Source organism: Nocardioides gansuensis (genome assembly GCF_003076135.1).
Taxonomy (GTDB): Bacteria; Actinomycetota; Actinomycetes; order Propionibacteriales; family Nocardioidaceae; genus Nocardioides; species Nocardioides gansuensis.
The window spans coordinates 38,850-60,280 of sequence record NZ_QDGZ01000003.1 but is presented as its reverse complement, the minus strand read 5'-3'; the positions used below and the strand labels follow the sequence as shown (position 1 = coordinate 60,280).

The window sequence follows — 21,431 nt, the reverse complement described above, 5'->3', positions numbered from 1 at the left end:
CCTGCGGCGACGACCCTACCCGGCTGGCTGGTCGGTCAGGGCAGGCGGACGTCGACGAGCGCCATGTTGTGGTCGGTGACCAGGCTCATCAGGGGCGGACGGGTGTAGGCGAAGTTGGTGTACGTCGCGTCCGGCGACCCGAAGATCCAGTCCACGCGCATCCGGCTCGGCGGGTTGGGGCACGTGCCGGTGGAGGCGTTGTAGCCGCCGCCGTACGGGCTGATCAGGTCGGTCTTGCTGGTGACCTTGCACAGCAAGGTGCGCTTCTCGTTCATGTCACCGATGTAGAAGACCGGCAGGCCCGTGGCCCGGAGCGCGGCGAGCTTGGCGATCTGGACCCTGGTGGCCATGTCGCGCTTGCGCTGGTAGTCCCACGGGGCGTTGTGGACGTTCATCACGTAGATCTCCTTGCCGGTGACCCGGTGGCGCAGCTTCACCACGGGCCGGGGCAGCTGCTTGCTGATGAACTGCGTGGTGATCGTCGTGGCCTCGACGAGCTCCCAGACGCTGGTGCGCCAGACCAGGGCGGCCTCCACGGCGTCGTCGCCGGACTCCGGCCGCGGGTAGGCGTCCCAGGTGCCGCGCGCGGCCTTGAGGAAGTGCCAGATCTGGTCGGCGTTGGCCTCCTGCGTGCCCATGATGTCCACCGCGCTGTTGTCCAGCTGGTCGGCCAGCCAGCCCATCCGGGTGGTGGCGGGGCCGAACGCGTCGTCGTGGGCGTAGGGCCGGGTGTGGCCGTTGCCGAGGACGTTCGCGGTGGCGATCCGGAAGTCGGTGGCGCCGGCCGGGTCCGGAGCCGGGAGCGGCTCGACCTCGCGCGGGAAGGGCGAGCTGTCGTAGGTGCCGTTGCCCAGCTGGGCCCGGTCGTTCTGGCCCCAGCAGCTGTGGGCACCGCCGTTGGTCACGGCGCACACGTGCCGCCAGCCGCCCTCGATCTCGCGCAGCCCTTCGGGGCCCTTCACCGGGGAGGCGGAGAAGGGCAGCCCCGCGTCGCCGAGGATGCCGTAGGCGTTGTTGCCCCAGCACCAGGACCTGCCCTCCGTGTCGAGGAGGCAGGAGGCACCCTCGGTGGTGGTCACGTCGACGGCCTTCGGGGCGCCGACGACGGGACGCGGGGTGTTGATGGTGGTCTGCGTGCCGTCGCCGACCTGGCCCCAGGTGTTGCGGCCCCAGCAGCTGACGTGGCCGTCGGTGCCCAGGGCGCAGGTGTGGGTCCAGGACGTCGAGACCTCGCTCCAGGTGCCGGGGACGCGGCCGGGCGTCGTGCGGCCGGACCACGAGCCGGTGCCGAGCTGGCCGAACAGGTTGCCGCCCCAGCAGTAGAGCGCGCCGGTGCCCTTGATGCCGCAGACGAACCGGCTGCCCACCGAGACGCTCTTCCAGTTGCCGCCGGGCACGCGGACCGGGGTGCTGCGCTTCTTCGGGTCCTTCTTCGTGAGCTGGCCGGCGGCGTTGTCGCCCCAGCAGTAGAGCTTGTTGTTCGTGGTGATGCCGCAGGTGTTGAACCAGCTGGCATCCACGTCCTTCCAGCGCTTGGACTTGCCGGAGACCGCCTTCGGCTTGTTCCGCGGCTTCGTGGTCCCGTCGCCGAGCTGGCCCCGGTGGTTGACGCCCCAGCAGTAGAGCTTGCCTCCGGTCTTGATGCCGCAGGTCGAGGCGCCACCGGCGCTCACGGACTTCCAGCGTGCCCCGCTGCCGACGCGCTGGGCGCCGGTGACCTGGTAGCCCGTCTTGCCGCCACCGAGCTGGCCGTAGGTATCCCGGCCCCAGCACTGCATCGTCCCGTCGCCGGGCAGACGGCAGCCGTGCTCCCCTCCCGCCGACACGGTCTCGACTGCAGCCCGGCGACGCTCGGAGCCAGGCTCCGCAGCGGCGGTGCCCCCCAGCACCCCGGGTGTCAGCAGGCTCGCAAGCAGGGCGATGAGGGCGACGTGCGCCTTCATGTGTACCTCCAGGGCAGACGATGCATCACGGGAACCATCAGTCACGGTAGTTCACAAATGCCACACGTGGCGAGACCGCGCGCGGTCGGACCCGTCATGGATGACGCTCCAGGAGGTGGTTCGGTTGCGTCCGTGTCCTGGATTCAGAGCGCGGGCTGCATGTTCCCCATGCCCATCTCCTCGCGCACGAGGGCGAACGGGTCGTGGCCCGCTGCTCGGCGCAGCTCGATGTACTTCACCAGGTCCTGCCCCTGCGGGGGCGGGTTTCTGAAGAGGTAGTTGATGAACCTGCGGTACTTCTCCTCGAGCTTCTGGCTGTGGACGATGAAGCCCTGCTCGTCCGACAGGGTGCTCATGCCCGACCAGTTGGAGCTGCCCTGGTAGACGACGTGTGCGCTGCGCCTGCCGTCGTAGTGGCCCGAGATGGTCAGCGCCTTCATGTGGATGTAGCGGTCGACGAAGCCGTCGCCGTCGGTGTCCTCGAGGATCGTCTTCTTCGGGATCTTCTTCATCCGCTCGCGCGCGAGGTTGTTGAGCACGCCGAAGACCATCTTGATCTCGCAGCCACGCTCGTGGAGCGACTTGAGACGCTGCGCGACGGCCGAGCCGGGCTTGCCGTTGAAGACCGACTGCGAGACGCGGATCTGGGTGCGGCCGTTCTTGCCGGCGTCACCGCGGGCCCCGCGGCACTTCACCTTGTCGAGCATCTCGACGACGTTGTAGTTGCTGATCTTGCCGGGACGCGGCAGGAACCACCCGTCGTACGCACCGTCGTCGAAGGTGGAGTAGGGCCGCTTCACGGGCTGGTCGCGCGCCATCTGCTTGAAGACCGAGTTGTACTTCTTCCACGTGATCGGCCGCTCCATGACGGTGAGCAGGTCGTTCCACTGGTTGGCGGCGGCCGCGTCCGTGAGGTTGGCGGAGGTGGACATCACCACCTTCTCCTTGCCGCCGGTCTTGCTGAACATGAACCACTTGCCGTGCTGGATGCCCTCCTGGCCGCGGCAGGAGTTGCGGCAGGTACGCGCCCAGCTCTTCATGCCGTTGCTGCGCTTCTGGTTGCCCTGGGCGAGCGCATCGCGGGTGCGGCCGAAGTAGCCCTGGCGGCTCTGGTCCTCGGCAAGGCCGTTGGCCATGATCAGCCGCACGCTCACCCCCCGCTTGTGGGCGGCGATGATGTCGCGGACGAACAGCTCGTTGCTGTAGTTCCAGGTCACCAGCCGGATCTTCTCCCCCTTGGGGGTGCTCTGGATGGCGTTGCGGATGTAGCGGTTGATCTTGTGGGAGAGCGCCGGGTCACGCGGCTCGTTGAAGCGCACGCCCGAGCGGGGCTGCCAGCCGGGGTCCGCCGTCTCCTCGGTGGGAGCCGGCGTGGGAGTCGCGGTCTCCGTGGGGGTCGGCGTGGGGGTCGGCGTCGGTGTCGGCGTCGGCGTCGGTGTCGGTGTGAGCGTGAGCGTCGGCTTGGGCGCCGCCGCGAGCGACGCGCCCTGGGTGGCGGCCACCGCGACCGGCGTCGTCACGACGATCGCGGCCGCCGTGACGGCCAAGGACCTCAGAGACAACATGTGATGCGATTCCCCTGCGTTCTCAGGCCCGCGGCCTGCTCGATGGTCTGGTCAGTGGCGCCCGGACGCAGCACGGCACCGGCCGCGGCGACGGCTGAGGAGCTCAGCCCGTGCAGGCGTCCCAGGCGTTCTGGTACTGCTCGCTGGTGGCCAGGTCACCGACGTCGTTGATGCGGTTGCCCGGCATGGCGTAGAAGCGGCCGTCGTGCTCGACCATCGGGCGGCCGAAGCCGCACATCTGCTTCTCCGGCTTGACCTTCACGCCGTCCTGGTCGCAGGCCTTGTAGTCGACCGGGAGGTCCTGGCCGTCGACCCAGATGACCGAGCAGAGCGGCAGGCCGGTCGGGCCGGTCGTCTCCGTCGGCGAGGGCGTCCCGGACGGGCTCGAGGACGGATCGGACGCCGTGTCCCCCGTGCCCGAGTCGGTGCCGCAGGCGGCGATCAGCGCCGTGGCGGCAGCTGCTCCGGCCACGCGGGCGACCCGCTTCATCAGGATGGACATGCCCAGCAGTGTAGGTGAAGGAGTCGGTCCTGCCTCATCACACACGAGCGGTAGCCTTCGCGCCGGGGACAAATCCGCGATCCAGCCGAGTCGAGCGAGGAGGGGCCATGAGCACCGCGCCGAGCCGCATCTACCTGGCCCGTCTCGTCGGCCTGCCGGTCTTCGACCCGCTGGGCGACCAGGTCGCGAAGGTGCGCGACTTCGTGGTCGCGCTCCGCTCCGAGTCCAGCCAGCCCCGCGTCCTCGGCATGGTCGCCGAGGTCTTCGGCCGACGGCGCATCTTCGTGCCGATGACGCGCGTGACCAGCATCGACTCCGGCCAGGTGCACACCACCGGCCTGCTCAACATGCGCCGGTTCGAGCAGCGCTCGACCGAGACGCTGGTGGTCGGCCAGATGCTCGACCGCCAGGTCACGGTGAAGAGCACCGGGGTCCAGGGCACCGTCTACGACGTGGCCATGGAGCAGGCCCGCAACCGCGACTGGGTGCTCTCGAGGGTCGCGGTGCAGGAGCCCTCGAAGGGGTTCCGCCGGCGTGGCCAGACCCACATCGCGGAGTGGAACGACGTCACCGGGCTCGCACGCCGCGAGGCCAGCCAGGGCGCCACCCACCTGATCGCGGCGCTCAACGAGATGCGCCCGGCCGACGCGGCCAACGTGATCCACGACCTCCCGCCCGAGCGGCGCACCGCCGTCGTCGCCGCCCTCGACGACGAGCGCCTCGCCGACGTGCTCGAGGAGCTGCCCGAGGAGGACCAGGTCGAGATCCTCGAGCACCTCGACTCCGAGAGGGCCGCCGACGTGCTCGAGGAGATGTCTCCCGACGACGCCGCCGACCTCATCGCCGACCTGCACCCGGAGACGGCGGCGACCCTGCTCGGGCTGATGGAGCCCGAGGAGGCCGAGGACGTCCGGCGACTGATGTCCTACGAGGAGATGACCGCCGGCGCGATGATGACGCCCGAGCCGGTGATCCTCTCCCCCGACGCGACCATCGCCGACGCCCTCGCCCGCGTGCGTAACCCCGAGCTCACGCCCGCGCTGGCCGCGCTGGTCTATGTCTGCCGCCAGCCGCTCGAGACGCCCACCGGCCGGCTGCTCGGCGCGGCCCACATCCAGCGCCTCCTGCGGGAGCCGCCCTCCACACTGGTCGCCGCAGCCGTCGACGACTCGCTCGACCCGCTGCGCCCCGACGCGACGATCGACGAGGTGGCCGCCCACCTCGCGACGTACAACCTGGTGGCCGCTCCGGTCGTCGACGACGAGGGCCGTCTGCTGGGCGCGGTCACCGTCGACGACCTGCTCGACCACATGCTCCCGGAGAACTGGCGCGACCAGGCGGTGCGGGGCCTCGCGAAGAGGGGGCGCCGATGAGCGACACCCGCAGCCGCGGCCGCCTCGACATGCCGCGCGAGTCCCGACGGCGGCCCCTCGTCCGGCGGCCCGAGTACGACCGCGACGCGTTCGGCGTCTTCGCCGAGCAGTTCGCCCGGTTCATGGGGACCGCCCGGTTCCTCATGTACATGACGCTCTTCGTCCTGGCCTGGATGCTCTGGAACACGCTGGCGCCCCGGGAGTTGCGGTTCGACAAGTTCCCGTTCATCTTCCTGACCCTGATGCTCAGCCTGCAGGCGTCGTACGCCGCGCCGCTGATCCTGCTCGCCCAGAACCGCCAGGAGATGCGCGACAAGGTGGAGGCCGAGCGGGACCGCCAGGCCAACGCCCGGGCCCACGCCGACATGGAGTTCCTGGCCCGGGAGGTCGCCTCGCTGCGGATGTCCGTCGGCGAGGTCGCCACCCGCGACTTCCTCCGCTCCGAGCTCAGGGGCCTGGCCCAGGAGATCCAGGAGCTGGCACGTGGTGACGAAGGCGACGTCCGCGACGAGCAGCCGCCGGGCTGAGCCCGCCGTCCCCCTCGTAGACTCGGGGATCATGAGCACCCCCACCGTGGAGCAGGTCCACGCCGCCCTCGCAGGCGTCAACGACCCCGAGATCAAGCGCCCCATCACCGAGCTCGGCATGGTCGACTCGGTCGAGGTCGCCGAGGACGGCCGCGTGGCCGTGAAGGTGCTGCTGACCGTGGCGGGCTGCCCGCTCAAGGAGACCATCGACCGCGACGTGACCGCCGCGGTCTCGAAGGTGCCCGGTGTCACCGGGGTCGACCTCACGCTCGGCGTGATGACCGCCGACCAGCGCTCGGGCCTCCACGAGACGCTCCGGGGCGGCCAGGCCCAGCGCGAGATCCCGTTCGCACAGCCGGGCTCGCTCACCAAGGTCTACGCGATCGCCAGCGGCAAGGGGGGCGTCGGCAAGTCGTCGGTGACCGTCAACCTCGCGCTCGCGCTGGCGGCCGAGGGCCTCAAGGTCGGCGTCGTCGACGCCGACATCTACGGCCACAGCGTGCCCGCCATGCTGGGCGTGGCCGACGCGCGGCCCACCCAGGTCGACGACCTGATCATGCCCGTGCCGACTCCGAGCGGTGTCTCGGTGATCTCCATCGGCATGCTCAAGCCCCGCCGCGACCAGGTCGTCGCGTGGCGCGGCCCGATGCTCGACCGGGCGCTCGTCCAGATGCTCTCCGACGTCTACTGGGGTGACCTCGACGCCCTGCTCCTCGACCTCCCGCCCGGCACCGGCGACATCGCGATCTCGCTGGGACAGCACCTGCCGAACGCCGAGGTCCTGGTCGTGACCACGCCCCAGGAGGCGGCGGCCGAGGTGGCGGAGCGCGCCGGCACGATGGCCTCGATGATGCACCAGCGCGTCATCGGCGTGGTGGAGAACATGAGCTACCTGCCGTGCCCCCACTGCGCCCCGGAGGAGGGCCACCGGCTCGAGGTGTTCGGCTCCGGCGGCGGCGACCGGGTCGCGGCCACGCTGTCGCAGCGCTTCGGCTACGACGTGCCGGTCCTCGGTCGCATCCCGCTGGACATCTCCCTCCGCGAGGGGGGCGACGCCGGCAAGCCGATCGTGGACGCCGACCCCACCGCGCCCGCAGCCGAAGAGCTGCGCTCGGTCGCCCGCGTCCTGGCGGGTCGTGGTCGCGGTCTGGCTGGGATGCAGCTCGGGCTGACACCGGCCGCTAAGTTCTGACCCATGTTCGGGGTCAGCCTGACCGAGTTGGCGGTCATCGCGTTCGTCGCCATCCTGGTCTTCGGTCCCGACCGGCTACCGGACCTCGCCCGGCAGGCGGGCCATGCGCTGCGCAAGGCCCGCTCGATGGCCAACGCCGCACGCGACGAGCTGCGCTCCGAGCTGGGCCCCGACTACGCCGACCTGGAGCTGCGCGACCTCGACCCGCGCAACATCGTGCGCAAGCACATCATCGAGGCCATGGAGGACGAGCCGGAGACGTCCCGGGCCGCCGGTGCGTCGCTCGCCGAGGGCCAGGTCCCGCCCTACGACGTCGACGCGACCTGACCGGCCCGTCGCCCGCCGCGCGCTCAGTCGCGGCTCTGGACGGCCGCGATCGCGTCGTACGACACGAGCAGGCGGGCGCCTGAGGGCGCCTCCGCCTCGACGAAGTCCTGCCCGACCCGGCTGACCACGGCCTCGTGGGTGGTGCCGTCGGCGAGATGGAGGACACAGCGCAGCCGCTGCTCCGCCAGGCCGCGGAGCGCGGAGCCGAGTCCGAGCCGCTGGAGCGGCGACCAGGCGACCTCCGGCACCGAGCGCTCCGACGCCCCGTGCACCAGGGCCACAAGGGCCGTGCGCACGATCCAGTCCTGCTGGTGTCCGCGCAGCAGGCACCACCCCGCGCCCGTGCGCCGGAGCTCGCCAGCCACCCGGCCGAGGCCGGTCACGTCGAGGACCACCTCACGCCCCGTCGAGGCGGCGAGCCGGCTGGCGAGGGTCACGTGGCTGTACTCCGCGCGGCTCCGGTCGGCGAGCTCCGCCTCGCGCTCCAGGCCGTGCAGCACGCTCGCCTGCGCCTCGAGGTCGTCGAAGAGCGCGAAGAGCTGGTCCTCCCATCGCATGGACGGAGCCTAGCCGTGTGGACAACCGATTGACATCGGCCTCAAAGCATCTTTGAATAACGCAAACGTAGGCAAACGAAAGGTTTGAGTTGTCTCGGGGGAATGCGTCTCAGGGTCCGCAGCCGGTCCGCTGCTTCGCGGTCTGGCTCACAGCCAGCGCCGTCGCCTGGCTGGCGTGGCGCGGCCTGTCGGCCAGTGCGCTCTCCCTGCTCGAGGCCGCCTCCTGGCGGGGCGCCTTCGAGGAGGTCCTCGTCGGCCTTGCCGCCGCGGCGCTGCTGTGCTGCGCCGCTTGGTGCTGGGTCGTGACCACCGTGACGGCGTGGGAGGTGGCGCGCGGCGCCGCGGACCTGGCCCGGCCTCAGGGCCTGGCGCGCCGCTGGGCGCTGGCCGCCTGCGGAGCGGCGCTCGCGGCCGGCGTCGCCTCCCCCGCGGTCGCGCAGGGCGACCGAGGCCCGGTGCTTGCCGGGCTGCCGCTGCCCGACCGCGCCGTGCCGACCGCGCCACTGGCCGCCGCGCCGGTGGCGCGGATCGCCCCGGCTCCCACCGGCGACGTGGTCGTCCAGCGGGGGGACAGCCTCTGGGCGATCGCCGCGTCCACCCTGCCCCCCGACGCGCCTGACTCGGAGGTCGCCGCCCGGTGCCGGGCCCTCTACGCCGCCAACCGCGCGGCCGTGGGCGACGACCCCGGCCTCATCCACCCCGGGCTCCGGCTGCGGATGCCCTCGCCCTCAGCGACCGACGAGTGAGGAGAAGCTCCGTGTCCGACATCGCTCCCGTGATCCCGCTGCCGGCCGTGCCGGTGGCCTCCGTCCAGGGCGCCCTCGCCCTCGACCTGGGTCCGCGCCTGGACCCCCCGGAGCCCCCGCGCCCGTCCCGGTCCAGGCTCGACGCCTGGGCGCACCGCTACCTCCAGGCCGTCGTCGAGATCGCCTGCGGCGACCGGCCGGTCACCCAGGTGCTGCGGTGGACCCATCCCGACGTCTACGCCGACCTGGCCCGCCGGGCGCAGCTGGCGGCCCGGGCCTCCGGGACGACGCCGGGCCGGGGCCGAGGACCCGGAGCCGTGCGGCCCCAGGTCGTCGGCGTACACACCAGCCTGGTCTGCCCGGACGTCCTGGAGGCGTGCGTGCGGGTGCGCCACGGGGAGCGCAGCCGCGCGGTCGCGGCCCGGTTCGAGCTGGTCCGCGACCGCTGGCAGTGCGTCGCGCTGGAGTTTGCCTAGCCGCTGACGCGCGCGGTGTAGCCGCTCGCTCCCCCGGGCGCGCCGTGGCACTTCTTGAACTTCTTGCCCGACCCGCAGGGGCACTCCTCGTTGCGGCCGACGCCGGCGAAGGGGTCTCCGGCGTTGCTCACGGTCTCGCCGCGGACCTCGGCGTCGCCGTCCTCGCTGGGCGCGGTGTAGGCGAGGTTCTGCGGGCGAGCCTTGCGCTCGAGGCCCTTGGCCCTGATCTGGGGGGCGTGCTCGTGCGCCTGCTCGGCGTGCGCGGCGGCCGCCGCCAGGTCGATCGCGGGTCCGGAGGCCTCGAGGTCCCGCAGCTCGTCGCCCTCGTCGACCAGGTCGTCGTCGGCCGCGGTCCCTTCCGGCTCGACCTCCACGACGAGGTTGAACAGGAAGCCGACCGACTCCTCCTTGATGCCGTCCATCATCGCGGCGAACATGTCGAAGCCCTCGCGCTGGTACTCCACCAGCGGGTCGCGCTGGGAGTAGGCGCGGAGGTAGATGCCCTCGCGGAGATAGTCCATCTCGTAGAGGTGCTCGCGCCACTTGCGGTCGAGCACGGAGAGCACGACACGGCGCTCCAGCTCGCGCATGACCTCCTCACCCATCTCGGCCTCGCGCCTGTTGTAGGCCTCCTGGGCGTCCTTCTGCAGGTCCGCGATGAGGGACTCACGGCTCAGACCGCTCCGGCCGCCGGCCGCCTTCTCGACCACGTCGAGGCTCAGTCCGATCGGGTAGAGCTGGCCCAGGGCGGTCCACAGCCCCTCGAGGTCCCAGTCCTCGGCGTAGTCGGCCGTGGCACCGGTGACGTAGCCGGCGATCACGTCGTCGATGAAGCCGCGGATCTGCTTCTCGAGGTCGGCGCCCTCGAGGACCTCGCGGCGCTCGGCGTAGATGACCTGGCGCTGGCGGTCCATCACGTCGTCGTACTTGAGGACGTTCTTGCGGGACTCGAAGTTCTGCGACTCGACCTGCCCCTGAGCGTTGGCGATGGCGCCGGTGACGCGCTTGTTCTCGATCGGCACGTCGTCGGGGACCTTGAGCACCTGCAGCACACGGTCGACCCAGTCGGACTTGAACAGCCGCATCAGCTCGTCCTCGAGGGAGAGGTAGAAGCGGGACTCGCCCGGGTCTCCCTGGCGGCCGGAGCGGCCGCGCAGCTGGTTGTCGATGCGGCGCGACTCGTGGCGCTCGGTGCCGACGACGTAGAGGCCGCCGAGCTCCTTGACCTCGTCGTGCTCGGCCGCGACCTGCTCGCGGATCTTCTCGAGCATCGCCGGCCAGGCCTCCTCGTAGGCCTCGGCGGTCTCACCCGAGGGCTCGAGACCCTGCTTGCGCAGCTCCTGGTCGGCGAGGAAGTCGATCGACCCACCCAGCATGATGTCGGTGCCCCGACCGGCCATGTTGGTGGCAACGGTGACGGCGCCCGTGTGGCCGGCGAGCGCGACGATCTTCGCCTCGTCGGCGTGCATCTTCGCGTTGAGCACGGAGTGCGGCACGCCGTTCGTCTTCAGCATCCCCGAGAGCAGCTCGGACTTCTCGACGGAGACGGTGCCGACCAGCACCGGCTGGCCGTTGCGGTGCCGCTCGGTGATGTCCTTGACGACCGCCTCGTACTTCGCCTCCTCGGTGCGGTAGACGAGGTCGGGCTGGTCGATGCGGATCATCGGCTTGTTGGTCGGGATCGGGACCACGCCGAGGCCGTAGATCTTGTCGAACTCGCTGGCCTCGGTCATCGCCGTGCCAGTCATGCCGGAGAGCTTGTCGTAGAGGCGGAAGTAGTTCTGCAGGGTGACGGTCGCGAGCGTCTGGTACTCCTCGCGGACGGTCACGCCCTCCTTGGCCTCGATCGCCTGGTGGAGGCCGTCGTTGTAGCGGCGGCCGGCGAGCATGCGGCCGGTGTGCTCGTCGACGATGAGCACCTCGCCGTCCATGACGACGTACTCCTTGTCCTTGCGGAACAGCTCCTTGGCCTTGATGGAGTTGTTGAGGAAGGAGATCAGCGGGGTGTTGACCGAGTCGTAGAGGTTCTCGATGCCCAGGTGGTCCTCGACCTTGGTGATGCCGGGCTCGAGCACCGAGATCGTGCGCTTCTTCTCGTCGACCTCGTAGTCGACGTCCCTGGCCAGGCTGCGGGCGATGGTCGCGAACTCGGCGTACCACTTCACCTCGTCCTGCGTCGGGCCGCTGATGATGAGGGGCGTGCGGGCCTCGTCGATCAGGATCGAGTCGACCTCGTCGACGATGGCGAAGTTGTGGCCGCGCTGCACGCACTCCTCGATGGAGTCGGCCATGTTGTCGCGCAGGTAGTCGAAGCCTAGCTCGTTGTTGGTGCCGTAGGTGATGTCGCACGCGTAGGCCTCGCGGCGCTCCGCAGGACGCATCTGCGGCAGGATCACCCCGACCGAGAGGCCGAGGAAGTGGTGGACGCGGCCCATCATCTCGGACTGGTAGCGGGCGAGGTAGTCGTTGACGGTGACGACGTGGACGCCGTTGCCGGCGAGCGCGTTGAGGTAGGCCGGGGCGACCGCGACCAGGGTCTTGCCCTCACCGGTCTTCATCTCGGCGATGTTGCCCATGTGCAGCGCCGCGCTACCCATGATCTGCACGTCGAAGGGCCGCATGCCCATCACCCGGCGCGACGCCTCGCGCACGGTGGCGAACGCCTCCGGCATCAGGTCGTCGAGGCTCTCGCCGTTGGCCAGGCGCTCCCTGAACTCCGCCGTCATCCCGCGCAGCTCGTCGTCGGTCATCTTGACGAAGTCGTCCTCGATCGCGTTGACCGCCTTGGCGATCGCCTCGAGCTGTCGCAGGATCTTGCCCTCGCCGATGCGGAGGAGCTTGTCGATGATGGCAGGCACGGGATGGGTCTCCAGGCAGGTCGATGGGCGGCCGGACGGCCACCGGTCATGCTACCTACGCACGGAAGCGGCGCTCAGCGCGGGCGCGAGGTCGCCGCGCGGCTCCACCAGCACCTGGTCGAGGCCGAGCCAGCCCGCCAGCCGGTGCAGCTCGGCCCACAGCTGCTCCGGCGTCCCGTCGGGGGCGCCGGGCTCGAGGTGCGCGGCCCGCACGAGCAGCCGCCGCTCCGCACGGTCGGCCTTGAGGTCGACGCGGGCGGCGATCCGGTCGCCGAGCAGGAACGGGAGCACGTAGTAGCCGTGCACCCTCTTCTCGGCGGGCACGTAGATCTCGATCCGGTAGCGGAAGTCGAAGAGCGCCTCGGTGCGGGACCGCTCCCACACCACCGGGTCGAACGGGCTGAGCAGGGTGCGGGCGCCCACGCTGCGCGGCAGCCGTGCGTCGCGATGGAGGTACGCCGCGCGGCGCCAGCCCTCCACGCGCACCGGCTCGAGCTCGCCCGACCCGACCAGCACGTCGATCGCGTCCTGGACGCTGGGCCCGCCGGGGGCCGGCTGCAGGCGCAGCCGGTAGTAGTCGGCCAGGCACGCGGCGCTGGCGACGCCGTGGGACCGCGCGGCCCGCCGGACGAGCTCGACGGCGGCCTCCTCCGGCGTCGGGGTCGGCGCGGCCAGGACCTCGGCTGGCAGCACCCGCTCGGGCACGTCGTACAGGACCTCGAACTGCGGGCTGCGGCCGGCGATGGCGACCTCGCCGACGAGGAAGAGGTAGTCGAGGACCTTCCGGGCGTCCGACCAGTTCCAGCCCCAGTGCTCACGGATCCGGGGACCGCTGAAGTCGGTGTCGAGGTCGCGCGCCGTGACGGGGCCACGCTCGCGCACGGCTGCCAGCACGGCGGGCTCCAGCATCGGGTCGGCGGTGAAGCCCCACTTGCCGCGCTGGGCACGGTAGGAGTCCATCCGGTGCCGCATGACCGGCCAGAGGTCGACCGGCATCAGCGCCTGCACGTGCGCCCAGTACTCCACCAGCCGCCGCGGCTGCCGTGCACGGGCGGACTGCGCGCGGGCTAGGAGCGACACGTCGTAGGGGCCCATCCGGGAGTAGAGCGGCATGAAGTGCGCGCGCTGAAGCACGTTGACGGAGTCCACCTGCAGCACGCCGGTGCGCCCCACCGTGCGCTCCAGGGTGCGCATGGTGGGCGTGGCGTGCGGGCGGTCGCAGAACCCCTGGGCGGCTAGGGCGATGCGTCGCGCCTGGGGGCGCGTGAGTGTCTGGGCCACCGTCAGGGCAGGTCGAGGAGCTTCTCCCGCATGGCGAACATGACCGCCTCCATGCGCGAGTGCAGCTGCAGCTTCTCCAGGATGTTGCGGACGTGGTTCTTCACCGTGTTCTCGGAGATGAACAGCGCCTTGGCCACATCGCGGTTGTTCATCCCCTTGGCGACCAGCCGCAGCACCTCGAGCTCGCGGTCGGTGAGCTTGAAGCCCGGACCCTGTGCCTTCTCCGGCTTGGACATCGACTTGAACTCGTCGATCAGCTTCACCGCCATGGACGGGCTGATCAGCGACTGTCCCTCATGGACCACCCGGATGGCCTGGGCGACCTCGTCGATCGAGGAGTCCTTGAGGAGGTAGCCCGACGCGCCGTTCTTCACGGTGTCGTAGAGGTCAGCCTCCTCGTCGGAGACCGTCAGCATGATGATCTTGGCCGACGGCACGGCCTCCTTGATCGCACGGCACGCCTCGACACCGGTGCGCTTGGGCATCCGGACGTCGAGGAGCACGACGTCGGGCGCGAGGCTCTCGGCGAAGTCGGTCGCCGCCATGCCGTCGCCGGCCTCACCGACGACCTCGATGTCGGCGTCCTGGCGGAGCAGCATGACAAGGCCCCGGCGGAACAGCTCCTGGTCATCGACGACGAGGACCCGGATCGGCTCGCCGCCCGTCGGTCTGGTCTCGGTGGGAGTCGCCTCGGTCACGTCCCGCATCATGTCAGACGCGGGACGTGGCCGAGACGAAGAAGGGCCGTGCATCAGTCCCCGAGGTCCAGGGAGATGACGCCGTAGTCGTAGCCCCGGCGGCGGTAGACCACCGAGGGCCGCTCGCTCTCCTTGTCGACGAACAGGTAGAAGTCGTGGCCGACGAGCTCCATCTCGTAGAGCGCCTGGTCGAGGGTCATCGGGGTGGCGGCGTGCGTCTTCTCCCGGACGACGAGGGGTCCGTCGCCGGTCACCGTGATCGGACCCACCTGGCGATCGGTGACCACGTCCTCGTCGGGCGCGGCTTCGCTGCCGACCAGCGCACCGGCGCCGCTGGCGAGCGCCTGGCCCACGGACACGGGCGTGTGCCGGCCGCGGTGCACGCGGCGCCGGTCGGCAGCCTTGCGCATCTGCGAGGCCATCTTGTCGAGCGCCAGGTCGAGGGCGCTCATCTTGTCCTCGGCAGCCGCCTCCGCCCGGATCACCGGGCCCTTGGAGAAGGCGGTCAGCTCCACGCGCGTCGCGTGATCGTGCTGGCGGGGGTTGCGCTCGACCTCGACCTCGACCTGGACCCGGATGATCCGATGATCGTGCTTCTCCAGTCGACTGAGCTTCTCTGAGACGTGTTCGCGAAACCTCTCCGACACCTCGCAGTGCCGTCCGGTGACCACAACATCCATCTGAACCTCCGTAGCGTGGGTTGCCCCTCGATCGTCCTCACCCGCATGTGAGCAGGGTGGGATGGAGTCCGCCCGGCCGACCTGGTCTTCGTCCCCACAGTCGCCTGCTGAGGCTTCCGCAACTTCTCCGTCACTACCGGCCTTCTCCCGGGCTTCACCGTGTCTGACGGCGGGACCGAGGCAGGACTTACGTCTAAGCCGCACCGTGATCGCCCGGCCACCGGTGAGGGTGGGCCGGACTTACGTGGACCGTTTCGCCTGCGACTGGCATCGGCTAGCCACCCGTCTCCCCGCGCTTGGCGCGCGGTGCTCCGGGTGACGCAACCACGGACCCGGACGGACTCCATGCACAGACGCTACAGGTCGCGGCCGGTCGTTGAAAGCGTGCCGGAGGATTCATCCGTACGTCGCCTGCGCGTCGCCGCCACGACCGCGATCGCGGCCACGTGGAGCCCCACGGACTCGAGCGCGCGCTGCGCCTCGCGAGCCGTCGCGCCGGTCGTCAGCACGTCGTCGCACACGACCACGCGGGCCCGCGGCACCAGCCGGGCGAGGCGCCGCAGCCGCGGCGAGGGGCACGTCATCGACCCCGTGAGGTTGGCCGTGCGGTCGGCCGCGCCGAGCCCGGCCTGGTCGCGCACGCCGCCACGCGACACCAGGAGGTCGGCCACCACGACGTGCCGCTCCTGCCGCATCGCCCGCTCCGCGGAGCGCACCAGCGCCCCCGTCGGGTCGTAGCCCCGGCGCCGGCGCGAGCCCGGCCGGGACGGCACCGGCACGAGGACGATCGGGTCACCCGGAGGCAGGTGGACGACCGCTGCCCGGACGGCCGTCGCGAGCAGCGCGCCCAGCGGCCGCCGCAGCACGAGCTGGCCCTCGTCCTTGTGTCCCACGACCATCGCCCTCAGCGCCTCGGCGTACTCCCCCGTCGCCCACGGGACGGCCAGGCCCGGCGGGACGGGCGTCGGCCAGCGCACGGAGGCCGACGTCGGCAGGGCGGCACGGCAGGACGGGCACAGCAGGCGCCCGGGCCTCGCGCAGCCCACGCAGGAGCTGCCGGTCACCAGGTCGACGAGGGCGTCACGCACCCGGCCATGCCACCAGCACGGGGCCTGTGATCTCAACCGGCACCCGGCCGGCCTGTGGATCAGCCGACGTAGGTCAGGAACTCCATCCCGTCGGGCAGGGCGGCCAGGTCCAGGTCGGGCGAGGCCATGTCGGTGATCGTGGAGCCGCCGACGGCGTAGACGCCCGCCCCCTCCACCGGCGACGTGACCAGCCGGCTCGTGCGGCCCCGCAGCCGGGTCGGTGTCAGCACCTCCTCCGGAGCGCCCTCGACCGACACCGTGCGCACCTGTGAGAGCTCGTCGTTGATGAGCACCGACACCGCCGTGGGCGAGCGCCACCCCAGGTCGCTGATGCGCTCGGCTGCCAGCCCCGGTGCGATGCCGCGGGCCCGGGTCGCCCGGAGGACCCGGCCCCGCTCGTCGTGCAGGAGCCGGCTCACCCGGACCCGGTCACCGGCCCGGGTGCGCACCACCGCGACCAGGCGGCTGCCGTCGCGCGAGACGAGGAAGTGACGGACCTGCCTGCCGGTGATGCCGGGCACGTCGATCGCGACCCGCCGCGACCGCTCACCCACGACGTACTGCACGCGGGCGCTGCCCCGGTTGCGGTCGACCAGCCACAGCCGGTCGGCGAAGTCCCAGTGCGGCGGGAGCAGGTCGCGGGCCCCGCTCACGACCTGGACCGCCGCGTCCTCGCCGTCGTCGACCGGCGCGACCAGCACGGACCGGCCGTCGGCTGCCACGGCGGCCGCGCGCTCGCCCGCGAGGTCGACACCCACCGACCGGATGCTCAGCTGGGCGGCGCCGAGCGGCCCGGCCGTGGGCTCGAAGCCATCCGCGGAGCCGCGCACGAGGCGACCGTCGAGCAGGCCGAAGAGGTCGCCGGTCGCCTGGGCGCCGGTGGGGTCGTAGGCCGCGCCCACGTCGAGCCGGACCTGCGTGGGACCGCCCGGCAGGCCCAGCTCACGGTCGCCGACGGTGACCTGGACCGCGCTGACGCGTGGATCCTGCCGAAGCGTCCACACCAGCTGGGCGAGCATGCGGTGCGTGGTCGCCTCGTCCAGCGCACCCGGGTCGCCGCCCGAGAGGGTCACCTCCGCGATGCCCCCCGGGGTGATGGGGACCGAGAGGCCCTCGTCGAAGCCCGGCGGGAAGAACGTGCGCGCCACCTGCGGGCCGTCGGACGGGTCCGCGAGCAGGCCGCGGACCATCGCGGCGCCCGACTGGTCGCCCACCGGCACGTAGACCGGCTCGGGCACCAGGATCTGGGCCGTCGGGTCGAAGAAGTGGAGCGAGACGCGCTGGTACCAGTCGGCGAACCAGCCCTCGGGCACGATGACCGCGTCCGGCGCCCGGTCGATGCGCCACTCCCCGTCCTCCTGGACCATCGCGAACCGCAGCGTGTGCGCGGCGCCGCGTCCCTGCCAGGCCCCCCGGTCGTCATAGCGGTTGATTCCTGCCAGCGGCTGGGCGACCTCGAGGTCGCCCAGCGGCTCACCGGCCTCGGCGTAGGTGAGGATGGCCTTCTCGGGCCGCCAGGCCTCCTGGGCAGAGGTGGAGAGGAACTGCCGCGCCACACTTGTCTTGATCGGTGTCGCGGTCATCGCCTCGAGGAAGTGGGTGACGATCTCCGAGGGGGTCTCCCCCGGCTGCGGCGGCCTGGGGTCGAAGTAGAGCCTGGGCGTCTCCGGCGGGCGCCCCGATCCGGTGCGGGCCTCCACGGGACCCTCGCTGGGCATCCGGACGCACCCCGCCAGCCCGGCCAGGAGCAGCAGGGCCACGAGCAGCCTCAGCGCGCGGGTCATGCCGGCTCCCGGTCATCCTGCGGCACCAGCGGCAGCGGGCTGTGGCGCAACGGCTGGCTGAGCCGCCGCGGCAGGGTGAGGCGGAACTGGGCGCCCTCCCCGGGGCGGCCCCAGGCCTGCAGCCACCCGCCGTGCAGGTGGGTGTCCTCGAGCGCGATCGAGAGGCCGAGGCCGGTGCCGCCGCTGGTCCGGGCCCGGGCGGGGTCGGCACGCCAGAACCGGTTGAAGACCATCGCGGACTCGCCCGGACCGAGACCGACCCCGTGGTCGCGCACCGCGATCGCGGCCGCGTGGTCGTCGCCCTCGACGAGCACGTGCACGTCGTGCGACTCCGCGTGGTCGATCGCGTTGGTGACCAGGTTGCGGACGATCCGCTCCACCCGGCGTACGTCGGCCTCCGCGAGGCAGAGGTGACCCGGGTCGATGACGATGACGCGCGTGTCCCGCTGCTCCGCCAGGGCGCTGGTCATGTCGACCACCCGCCGGGCGACGTCGACCAGGTTGACGTCTTCGACCTCGAGCACGGCCGCGCCGGCGTCGAACCGGCTGATCTCGAGCAGGTCGGAGAGCAGCGTCTCGAAGCGGTCCAGCTCGGTCTGGAGCAGCTCGGCGGCCCGTGCGGTCATCGGGTCGAAGCTGGCGCGCGCGTCGTGGAGGACGTCGCCCGCCATCCGCACGGTCGTGAGCGGGGTGCGCAGCTCGTGGGAGACGTCGGACACGAAGCGTCGCTGCAGGCGGCTGAGCTCCTCCAGCTGGCGGATCTGCCGCTGGAGGTTGGAGGCCATCTGGTTGAAGGACGTGGCCAGCCGGGCCAGGTCGTCCTCGCCGGTCACCCGCAGTCTCTCCTGCAGCTGACCGGCCGCGAGCCGCTCGGCCACCCGGCGGGCCATCCGCACGGGCGTCACGACCTGGCGGGCGACCAGCCAGGTGAGCCCGGCGACCAGCAGGAGGAGCAGCACGCCGGCGGTGAGGAGGGCCCGCTCGACGAGCGCCAGGGTCTCCTCCTCGTCGTCGAGGGAGTAGAGGTAGTAGAGGGTGTAGGTCTGGTCGTCGGCCGGCAGGGTCACCTGGCTGCCGACGACGATGCCGGGGCCCTCCGGAAGGCCGGGCACGGCGCGGGTGGTGCGGATCGTGGTGTAGGTCCAGGCCGTGGGCGCGGGCTGGTCGAAGTGCTGCTGGAGGTTGTCGGGCACGCTCGAGGTGTCCAGGCCCTGGGTGAACTTGGCGCCACCCTCGGCGAGCCGGCCGCTGCCGACGGCCGGCGCCAGCACGACGGCGAAGCCCCGCGTCGCGCCGCGCGCGATGATCGGCTCGACGAGGTCCTCCTGCTGCTCCGACTCGTCGACCTCGGTCCCCGGCGCGTAGGCCAGCCGGTTGCGTGCGTCGGCGGTCTCGTTCTCCGCCTCCGCCACCACCTGGTCGACGCGGTGGTCCAGCAGGCCGTCGCGCGTCTGCTGCATCAGGAACCAGCCGACGATCCCCACGACCGCGGCCGAGAGCAGCACCGTGCTGGCCACGACGCGCGCCTGCACCGACCGGCGCCAGAAGGTGAGCCCCCGGCGGAGGGCGTACGACGCGCGTTCGGGGACAGGAGGGAGCCGCGGCGTAGTGCTCATGGCTGGCCTAGGACGGCGGGCCGGCCTTGTAGCCCACTCCCCGCACCGTCACGACGATCTCGGGGTTCTCCGGGTCGTGCTCGATCTTGGAACGCAGCCGCTGGACGTGCACGTTGACGAGCCGCGTGTCGGCGCTGTGGCGGTAGCCCCACACCCGCTCGAGCAGCACCTCGCGGGTGAACACTTGCCACGGCTTGCGCGCCAGGCAGACGAGGAGGTCGAACTCGAGCGGCGTGAGGCTCACCGGCTTGCCGTCGCGAGTCACGGAGTGCCCGGCGACGTCGATGGCCAGGTCGCCGATCGTGAGCGACTCCGAGGCGGGTGCGTCGAGCCGACGCACCCGCGCCCGGACACGCGCGATGAGCTCCTTGGGCTTGAACGGCTTGACGATGTAGTCGTCGGCGCCGGACTCGAGGCCCAGCACGACGTCGACCGTGTCGCCCTTGGCGGTGAGCATCACGATCGGCACACCCGACTCGGCCCGGATCTCCTTGCAGACGTCGATGCCGTCCTTGCCGGGCAGCATCAGGTCCAGGAGCACCAGGTCCGGCCGGTAGGCGCGGAACGCCTCCATCGCCTCGTCGCCGCGGCCGACGAGACGACTGTCGAAGCCCTCCTGGCGGAGGACGAGCGACAGCATCTCGGCCAGGGAGGCGTCGTCGTCGACGACGAGGATGCTGCCCCTGGTGTCAGCGGACGGGGTCATGCCGCCAGTCTGCCAGCCCGCCGGCTCAGTACCGGTACTGATCGGGCTTGTACGGGCCCGACACCGGCACGCCGAGGTAGCTGGCCTGCTCGTCGGTCAGCGTGGTGAGCCTGACGCCGAGCGACGCCAGGTGCAGCCGCGCGACCTCCTCGTCGAGGTGCTTGGGGAGCACGTAGACGCCGACCGGGTAGGCCTCGGGCTTGGTGAAGAGCTCGATCTGGGCCAACACCTGGTTGGTGAAGGAGTTGGACATCACGAAGCTCGGGTGGCCCGTGGCGTTGCCGAGGTTCATCAGGCGACCCTCGGAGAGGACGATGATCGCCTTGCGCTCTCCCATGTCGTCGGGAGGGAAGGTCCACACGTCGACCTGCGGCTTGACGTTGGTGCGCTCGGCCACGCCCGGCGCCTCGAGGCCGGCCATGTCGATCTCGTTGTCGAAGTGGCCGATGTTGCCGAGGATCGCGTTGTGCTTCATCCGGCGCATCTGGTCGACGGTGACGACGTCCTTGTTGCCCGTGGCGGTGATGACGATGTCCGCGACGTCGAGCACGTCGTCGAGGGTGGCGACCTGGTAGCCGTCCATCGCCGCCTGCAGGGCGCAGATCGGGTCGATCTCGGTGACGATCACGCGCGCGCCCTGGCCCCGCAGCGACTCCGCGCAGCCCTTGCCCACGTCGCCGTAGCCGCAGACGACCGCGACCTTGCCGCCGATGAGCACGTCGGTGGCGCGGTTGATGCCGTCGATGAGGGAGTGGCGGCAGCCGTACTTGTTGTCGAACTTCGACTTGGTGACCGAGTCGTTGACGTTGATGGCGGGGAAGAGGAGCGACCCCTCCTTCATCATCTCGTAGAGGCGGTGCACGCCCGTGGTGGTCTCCTCGGTGACGCCCTTGAGCTCAGCGGCGATCCGGGTCCAGCGGTCCTTGCTCTCGGCCAGCGAGGCGTTGAGGACGTCGAAGATGATCTTCTGCTCGGTGGAGGTGGCGGTCGCCGGGTCCGGTGCCTCGCCCCTCTTCTCCATCTCGACACCGAGGTGGACGAGCAGGGTGGCGTCGCCGCCGTCGTCGAGGATCATGTTGGCGAACTCGCCGTTCGGCCACTGCAGGATCTGCTGGGTGCACCACCAGTAGTCCTCCAGGGTCTCGCCCTTCCAGGCGAAGACCGGGACACCGGCCGGGGCGTCGACGGTGCCCTCGGGGCCGACGACGATCGCGGCAGCCGCGTGGTCCTGGGTGGAGAAGATGTTGCACGAGGCCCAGCGGACCTCGGCACCGAGCGCGACGAGCGTCTCGATGAGGACAGCGGTCTGGATCGTCATGTGCAGCGAGCCCGCGATCTTCGCGCCGGCCAGCGGCTTCTCGGCGCCGTAGCGCTCGCGCATGGCCATCAGGCCCGGCATCTCGTGCTCCGCGAGCGCGATCTCCTTGCGGCCGAACTCGGCCAGCCCCAGGTCGGCGACCTTGAAGTCCATCAGTGGTTCCCCTCGCGATTGTGACTGCGCGCTGCCGCGCC

Annotated in this window: 19 protein-coding genes; 6 read left to right on the top strand and 13 right to left on the bottom strand. The window is 71.3% G+C overall.

Going from position 1 to position 21,431, the window contains the following annotated elements:
• Positions 1-35: 35 nt before the first annotated feature.
• The 3 genes from DDE18_RS07270 to DDE18_RS07260 all read right to left on the bottom strand — a co-directional run bounded on the left by DDE18_RS07270 (position 36) and on the right by DDE18_RS07260 (position 4,010).
• Positions 36-1,943, bottom strand: a complete 1,908-nt coding sequence (locus DDE18_RS07270; protein WP_116571598.1) for an RCC1 domain-containing protein — start codon at positions 1,941-1,943, stop codon at positions 36-38.
• A 143-nt stretch (positions 1,944-2,086) separates the two neighbouring features.
• Positions 2,087-3,508: a phospholipase D-like domain-containing protein gene (locus DDE18_RS07265; protein ID WP_133241181.1), complete on the bottom strand. Its 1,422-nt coding sequence runs from the start codon at positions 3,506-3,508 to the stop codon at positions 2,087-2,089.
• A gap of 103 nt (positions 3,509-3,611) precedes the next feature.
• The gene (locus tag DDE18_RS07260) at positions 3,612-4,010 is read right to left on the bottom strand and encodes a hypothetical protein (RefSeq protein ID WP_116571596.1); all 399 of its coding nucleotides are present in this window, start codon (positions 4,008-4,010) and stop codon (positions 3,612-3,614) included.
• 107 nt (positions 4,011-4,117) lie between these two features.
• Between DDE18_RS07260 and DDE18_RS07255 the strand changes: the two genes are divergently transcribed.
• From DDE18_RS07255 to DDE18_RS07240, 4 genes are read left to right on the top strand one after another with little or no spacing between them, the layout of a single operon-like run.
• A complete protein-coding gene (locus tag DDE18_RS07255) occupies positions 4,118-5,383 on the top strand; it encodes a magnesium transporter MgtE N-terminal domain-containing protein (RefSeq protein WP_116571595.1) in 1,266 nt (421 codons plus the stop codon).
• Positions 5,380-5,910: a DUF1003 domain-containing protein gene (locus DDE18_RS07250; RefSeq protein ID WP_116571594.1), complete on the top strand. Its 531-nt coding sequence runs from the start codon at positions 5,380-5,382 to the stop codon at positions 5,908-5,910. The genes DDE18_RS07255 and DDE18_RS07250 overlap by 4 nt, the downstream gene beginning before the upstream one ends.
• A 31-nt stretch (positions 5,911-5,941) precedes the next feature.
• Positions 5,942-7,102, top strand: a complete 1,161-nt coding sequence (locus DDE18_RS07245; RefSeq protein ID WP_116571979.1) for an Mrp/NBP35 family ATP-binding protein — start codon at positions 5,942-5,944, stop codon at positions 7,100-7,102.
• A gap of 3 nt (positions 7,103-7,105) precedes the next feature.
• The gene (locus DDE18_RS07240) at positions 7,106-7,429 is read left to right on the top strand and encodes a sec-independent translocase (protein ID WP_116571593.1); all 324 of its coding nucleotides are present in this window, start codon (positions 7,106-7,108) and stop codon (positions 7,427-7,429) included.
• A 23-nt stretch (positions 7,430-7,452) separates the two neighbouring features.
• On the opposite strand, the gene DDE18_RS07235 is transcribed toward DDE18_RS07240, so the two are convergent.
• Positions 7,453-7,986: a hypothetical protein gene (locus tag DDE18_RS07235; protein ID WP_116571592.1), complete on the bottom strand. Its 534-nt coding sequence runs from the start codon at positions 7,984-7,986 to the stop codon at positions 7,453-7,455.
• 89 nt (positions 7,987-8,075) lie between these two features.
• Between DDE18_RS07235 and DDE18_RS07230 the strand changes: the two genes are divergently transcribed.
• Together DDE18_RS07230 and DDE18_RS07225 are read left to right on the top strand one after the other, a co-directional pair.
• Positions 8,076-8,732: a LysM peptidoglycan-binding domain-containing protein gene (locus DDE18_RS07230; protein ID WP_116571591.1), complete on the top strand. Its 657-nt coding sequence runs from the start codon at positions 8,076-8,078 to the stop codon at positions 8,730-8,732.
• Positions 8,733-8,743: 11 nt separating this feature from the next.
• Positions 8,744-9,208 (top strand): Rv3235 family protein, encoded by a 465-nt coding sequence (locus DDE18_RS07225; protein WP_116571590.1) that lies wholly within the window; start codon positions 8,744-8,746, stop codon positions 9,206-9,208.
• Here DDE18_RS07225 and secA read toward each other — a convergent pair.
• The 9 genes from secA to ahcY all read right to left on the bottom strand — a co-directional run bounded on the left by secA (position 9,205) and on the right by ahcY (position 21,390).
• On the bottom strand, positions 9,205-12,066 hold the full coding sequence (gene secA / locus DDE18_RS07220; protein WP_116571589.1) for a preprotein translocase subunit SecA: 2,862 nt from the start codon (positions 12,064-12,066) through the stop codon (positions 9,205-9,207). The two genes, DDE18_RS07225 and secA, sit on opposite strands and share 4 nt — an antisense overlap.
• Before the next feature lie 51 nt (positions 12,067-12,117).
• Positions 12,118-13,347: a winged helix-turn-helix domain-containing protein gene (locus tag DDE18_RS07215; protein WP_425437548.1), complete on the bottom strand. Its 1,230-nt coding sequence runs from the start codon at positions 13,345-13,347 to the stop codon at positions 12,118-12,120.
• A 2-nt stretch (positions 13,348-13,349) separates the two neighbouring features.
• Positions 13,350-14,045 (bottom strand): response regulator, encoded by a 696-nt coding sequence (locus tag DDE18_RS07210; protein WP_245916495.1) that lies wholly within the window; start codon positions 14,043-14,045, stop codon positions 13,350-13,352.
• Positions 14,046-14,098: 53 nt separating this feature from the next.
• A complete protein-coding gene (hpf, locus tag DDE18_RS07205; protein ID WP_116571587.1) occupies positions 14,099-14,725 on the bottom strand; it encodes a ribosome hibernation-promoting factor, HPF/YfiA family in 627 nt (208 codons plus the stop codon).
• A 356-nt stretch (positions 14,726-15,081) separates the two neighbouring features.
• Positions 15,082-15,813, bottom strand: a complete 732-nt coding sequence (locus tag DDE18_RS07200) for a ComF family protein (protein ID WP_116571586.1) — start codon at positions 15,811-15,813, stop codon at positions 15,082-15,084.
• Positions 15,814-15,872: 59 nt separating this feature from the next.
• The gene (locus DDE18_RS07195; RefSeq protein ID WP_116571585.1) at positions 15,873-17,597 is read right to left on the bottom strand and encodes an LpqB family beta-propeller domain-containing protein; all 1,725 of its coding nucleotides are present in this window, start codon (positions 17,595-17,597) and stop codon (positions 15,873-15,875) included.
• Positions 17,594-19,213 carry an MtrAB system histidine kinase MtrB gene (gene mtrB, locus DDE18_RS07190; protein ID WP_116571584.1) on the bottom strand — a complete coding sequence of 540 codons (1,620 nt, stop codon included), beginning with the start codon at positions 19,211-19,213 and terminating at the stop codon, positions 17,594-17,596. The genes DDE18_RS07195 and mtrB overlap by 4 nt, the downstream gene beginning before the upstream one ends.
• A gap of 7 nt (positions 19,214-19,220) precedes the next feature.
• Positions 19,221-19,919: an MtrAB system response regulator MtrA gene (gene mtrA / locus DDE18_RS07185; protein WP_116571583.1), complete on the bottom strand. Its 699-nt coding sequence runs from the start codon at positions 19,917-19,919 to the stop codon at positions 19,221-19,223.
• A 25-nt stretch (positions 19,920-19,944) separates the two neighbouring features.
• Positions 19,945-21,390, bottom strand: coding sequence for an adenosylhomocysteinase (ahcY, locus tag DDE18_RS07180; RefSeq protein WP_116571582.1), 1,446 nt, complete (start codon positions 21,388-21,390; stop codon positions 19,945-19,947).
• Positions 21,391-21,431 lie beyond the last annotated feature (41 nt).

Coding starts and splice junctions, on each gene's coding strand:
- DDE18_RS07250 (WP_116571594.1), top strand. CDS start 5,380: ATGAGCGACACCCGCAGCCGCGGCCGCCTCGACATGCCGCGCGAGTCC.
- DDE18_RS07270 (WP_116571598.1), bottom strand. CDS start 1,943: ATGAAGGCGCACGTCGCCCTCATCGCCCTGCTTGCGAGCCTGCTGACA.
- ahcY (WP_116571582.1), bottom strand. CDS start 21,390: ATGGACTTCAAGGTCGCCGACCTGGGGCTGGCCGAGTTCGGCCGCAAG.
- DDE18_RS07265 (WP_133241181.1), bottom strand. CDS start 3,508: ATGTTGTCTCTGAGGTCCTTGGCCGTCACGGCGGCCGCGATCGTCGTG.
- mtrB (WP_116571584.1), bottom strand. CDS start 19,213: ATGAGCACTACGCCGCGGCTCCCTCCTGTCCCCGAACGCGCGTCGTAC.
- DDE18_RS07255 (WP_116571595.1), top strand. CDS start 4,118: ATGAGCACCGCGCCGAGCCGCATCTACCTGGCCCGTCTCGTCGGCCTG.
- DDE18_RS07245 (WP_116571979.1), top strand. CDS start 5,942: ATGAGCACCCCCACCGTGGAGCAGGTCCACGCCGCCCTCGCAGGCGTC.
- DDE18_RS07260 (WP_116571596.1), bottom strand. CDS start 4,010: ATGTCCATCCTGATGAAGCGGGTCGCCCGCGTGGCCGGAGCAGCTGCC.
- hpf (WP_116571587.1), bottom strand. CDS start 14,725: ATGGATGTTGTGGTCACCGGACGGCACTGCGAGGTGTCGGAGAGGTTT.
- DDE18_RS07240 (WP_116571593.1), top strand. CDS start 7,106: ATGTTCGGGGTCAGCCTGACCGAGTTGGCGGTCATCGCGTTCGTCGCC.
- mtrA (WP_116571583.1), bottom strand. CDS start 19,919: ATGACCCCGTCCGCTGACACCAGGGGCAGCATCCTCGTCGTCGACGAC.
- DDE18_RS07195 (WP_116571585.1), bottom strand. CDS start 17,597: ATGACCCGCGCGCTGAGGCTGCTCGTGGCCCTGCTGCTCCTGGCCGGG.
- DDE18_RS07235 (WP_116571592.1), bottom strand. CDS start 7,986: ATGCGATGGGAGGACCAGCTCTTCGCGCTCTTCGACGACCTCGAGGCG.